Source organism: Streptomyces apricus, from assembly GCF_008369065.1.
Taxonomy (GTDB): domain Bacteria; phylum Actinomycetota; class Actinomycetes; order Streptomycetales; family Streptomycetaceae; genus Streptomyces; species Streptomyces apricus.
This window is the reverse complement of sequence record NZ_VDFC01000127.1, coordinates 1-3,916: the sequence shown is the minus strand read 5'-3', so window position 1 is coordinate 3,916 and position 3,916 is coordinate 1. Positions and strand designations below refer to the sequence as shown.

Here is a 3,916-nt window from a genome sequence, read left to right as displayed (position 1 = left end):
GGCCCACGGCGGTCGACTCTGCCGGCGTCGACATGGTGAGCTTCACCGGCTCGACCGCCGTGGGCCGGCGCATCGCCGAGGTGTGCGGGCGCGGCATGAAACGGCAGTTGATGGAGCTGGGCGGGAAGGGCGCGGCGATCGTCTTCGAGGACGCGGACCTGGAGGCGGCGGTCCGGGGGATCGGGACCACCTTCTCCTTCTACAGCGGCCAGATCTGCACGGCCCCGACGAGGGTGCTGGCGCACCGGCCGGTGTACGACCGCCTGGTGTCCGGCCTCGCGGCGTACGCGGGCCGACTGCGGGTCGGGGACCCGCGCTCCCCGGACACGGTCGTGGGCCCGCTGATCTCGGCGGCCCACCGGGACCGCGTCGAGTCGTACGTCGAACTGGGCCGCAAGGAGGGCGCGCGGGTGGTCACGGGCGGCGAACGCCCGCCCCTGGAGCGCGGTTTCTACGTCTCCCCGACCCTCCTGGCGGACTGCGGACCCGACATGAGGGTGGTCCGGGAGGAGATCTTCGGCCCGGTCGTCGTGGTGCTCCCCTTCGAGGACGAGGAGGAGGCGCTGGCCCTGGCCGACGACAGCGAGTACGGCCTGATCGACTACGTCTGGTCGGGCGACGTGGCCCGCGCCTTCCGCGTCGCGGGCCGTCTGCGCTCGGGCGGCGTGGGCGTCAACACGGTGGGCCGCAACATGGAGGCCCCGTTCGGCGGCTTCAAACAGAGCGGAGTGGGCCGGGACGTGGGCGTGTACGCCCTGCACGCGTACACGGAACTGCAGTCACTGGTGTGGCAGTCCTGACGCCACGACCGGCGCCCCAAAGGGCCGCGGGGAACTGCGCGCTCAGCCCCCGCGGGCCCGCAGGGATGCCGGACCCCCGGCCGGTGGCTGGCGCCCGCTTTCAAGGGGCGCGGGGAACTGCGCGCTCAGCCCCCGCGGCCCGCAGGGGTATCGGACGCCCACCCGTGGCTGGCGCCCGCTTTCAAGGGGCGCGGGGAACTGCGCGACCAGCCCCCACCAACCCGCACCCGACCACCCCACCCCTGGTGATCTAGAGTTCCCGCACGCGCAACGCAGTTGACCTGCGCCGCACCGACACAGACCGCAACCCAGGGGTGGGGATTGACCACGACATCACCGGCTGCCACGCAGCGCAGCCACAGACCCTCGACCGCCGACCGCACAGCCGCCCGCCGCACAGCGACCGCGGCCCTGACCGCCGCCCTGGCCCTGACCGGCGTGGCGCTCACCGCGCCGACCGCGAGCGCCGCCGAGAACGACATCTCCTTCTCGAACGTCGTGATCAACGACGGCAAACCCATCGTCGTCGGCACCAGCGCCCAGGTCGAGGCCCCGCTGACCTACACGGTGAAGAGCAAGGTGTCTCTCGACAGCTGGTGGGTCGAGGCCTACCGGGGCACCTACGGCACCAACGAGTACGAGCTCGCGGTCTTCACGACCCGCTGGGGCTGCGCCCAGTCCTCCGCGGGCGGCTACACCTACCGCGACTGCGACGAGACGATGACCATCGACCCGGACGACATGCCGGGCGGCAACGGCAACAAGCTCGTCAACGGCGACGCCGCCACGTGGAAGACCCTCGGTACCGCCATCAAGAAGAACGGCGGCTACGACACCGACCTGCTCTCCGCGACGGTCCGCCTCCAGCGCGCCTCCCGCATCCAGAGCATGAACGCGACCCCGGAGCCCGTCGCCCCGGGCAAGGCGATCACGGTCACCGGCACCGTGCAGCGCGCCAACTGGAGCGCGCACCGCTACGACAACTACGGCGGCCGATCGGTGAAGCTGCAGTTCAAGCCGGCCGGCTCCAGCACCTACACCACGCTCAAGTCGGTCACGGCGAACAGTTCGGGGCACCTGAAGACCACGGTGACGGCCACGAAGGACGGCACCTACCGCTGGCGCTACAGCGGCAACACGACGACGGGCGCGAGCAACTCCGCGGGCGACTCCGTAGACGTGCTCTAGCCCTCCACCGAGCCAACCGAGCCCACCAAGCCCACCGCACTCAGTGCACTTCCTGCATGGCGAAGGCCCCGCTCCGGCGGGGCCTTCCACATGTCCGTAGCATCGCTACGCGAAAAGGTAGCGTCGATACGAATTCGGTGTTAGCGTTGCTCTCGTCGGAAGCGAACACCGCTACCCACCGAGACGAGGAGCACCGTCATGACCGAGCAGACAGGCACCGGAACCACCGCCGGTACCCCCACCCGCGTCGCGATCGTCACCGGTGGATCCCGGGGGATCGGCCGCGAGAGCGCGGAGCGCCTGGCGGCCGACGGATTCGCCGTCGTCGTGAACTTCGCGGGCAACCAGACGGAGGCAGACAAGACCGTCGGCGCGATCACCGAGGCCGGCGGCCGGGCGATCGCCCACCGCGCCGACGTGGCCGACGAGACCGAGGTGGCGGCGCTCTTCGACGCCGCGGAGTCGGCGTTCGGCGGCGTCGACGTCGTCGTGCACGCGGCCGGCGTCATGACCCTGGCCCCGCTGGTCGACACCGACCTCGACGCCCTGGACCGCATGCACCGCACCAACATCCGCGGCACCTTCGTCGTCGACCAGCAGGCCGCGCGCCGGCTGCGCGCGGGCGGCGCGATCCTCAACTTCTCCACCTCCGTCCTGGCCCTCGCCCTCCCCGGCTACGCGGGATACGCCGCGACCAAGGGCGCCGTCGAGGCCGTGACGCTGATCCTGGCCCGCGAGCTGCGCGGCCGGGACATCACGGTCAACGCCGTGGCCCCCGGCCCGACCGCCACCGCCCTGTTCCTGGACGGCAAGGACGAGGAGACCATCGCGCGCATGGCCGCCCAGCCGCCGCTGGAGCGCCTGGGCGAGCCCCGCGACATAGCCGAGGTCGTGTCCTTCCTGGCCGGCCCGGGCGGCCGCTGGATCAACGGCCAGGTCATCCGCGCCAACGGCGGCATCGCATAACCGACCCTCTCCTCCCACTCGTCGCTTCTCACCCCAGGAGTTCCGTCATGGGCAAGACCATGGGCAAGACGATCGTCATCACGGGCGCGGGCTCCGGGTTCGGCGCGCTCGCCGCGCGGGCCCTGGCCGACGCCGGGCACACGGTCTACGCGGCGATGCGCGACACCCGCGGCCGCAACGCGCACCGGGTCGCCGAGGCGGAGGCCTACGCCACCGAGCACGGGGTCGACCTGCGCACGGTCGAGCTGGACGTCCTCTCCCAGGAGTCCGCGGACACCGCCGTCGCCACGGTCCTGGCCGACGCCGGCCGGCTGGACGTGCTGGTCCACAACGCAGGCCACATGGTGACGGGCCCCACCGAGGCCTTCACCCCGGAGGAACTGGCCGCGGTGTACGACACGAACGTGCTCGGCACCCAGCGCGTCAACCGGGCCGCCCTCCCGCACCTGCGCGCCCAGGAGCACGGCCTGGTCCTGTGGGTCGGCTCGACCTCGACCAGGGGCGGCACCCCGCCCTACCTCGCGCCGTACTTCGCCGCGAAGGCCGCGATGGACGCGCTCGCGGTGTCGTACGCGGCGGAGCTGGCCCGCTTCGGCATCGAGACGACCATCGTGGTGCCGGGCGCCTTCACCTCGGGCACGAACCACTTCGCGACCGGCGGCCACCCCTCCGAGGGGACGGTCCTGCCGGCCTACGAGGAGCGGTACGCGGGCCTGATGGGCCAGGTCGCCGAACGCCTCGCCGCCCTCGCCCCGGCCGACGCCCCGGCGTCCCTGGTGGCCGACGCGATCGTCGAGGTCGTCGACACCCCGCACGGCAAGCGGCCCTTCCGGGTCCACGTCGACCCGGCGGACGACGGTTCGGAGGAGGTCAGCCTGGTCGCGGACCGCATCCGCGCGGAGTTCCTGACGCGCATAGGCCTGGACGACCTGCTCGCCCCGCACTCCCCGGCCGCCCCGCAC

4 protein-coding genes are annotated in these 3,916 nt (G+C 72.4%); all 4 read left to right on the top strand.

The window, feature by feature from the left end:
* Positions 1-800 (top strand): aldehyde dehydrogenase family protein (locus FGF04_RS38395; RefSeq protein ID WP_149516020.1); only part of this gene is annotated, 800 nt, incomplete at its 5' end.
* 321 nt (positions 801-1,121) lie between these two features.
* Positions 1,122-1,988, top strand: coding sequence for a hypothetical protein (locus FGF04_RS38390; protein ID WP_235882736.1), 867 nt, complete (start codon positions 1,122-1,124; stop codon positions 1,986-1,988).
* Between the two features lie 198 nt (positions 1,989-2,186).
* The gene (locus tag FGF04_RS38385) at positions 2,187-2,954 is read left to right on the top strand and encodes an SDR family oxidoreductase (protein WP_149516019.1); all 768 of its coding nucleotides are present in this window, start codon (positions 2,187-2,189) and stop codon (positions 2,952-2,954) included.
* Positions 2,955-3,001: 47 nt separating this feature from the next.
* Positions 3,002-3,916 (top strand): SDR family NAD(P)-dependent oxidoreductase (locus FGF04_RS38380; RefSeq protein WP_223146453.1); only part of this gene is annotated, 915 nt, incomplete at its 3' end.

What these genes read in the sequence shown, in the direction of transcription:
- FGF04_RS38385 (WP_149516019.1), top strand. Translation starts at nt 2,187, where the DNA reads ATGACCGAGCAGACAGGCACCGGAACCACCGCCGGTACCCCCACCCGC.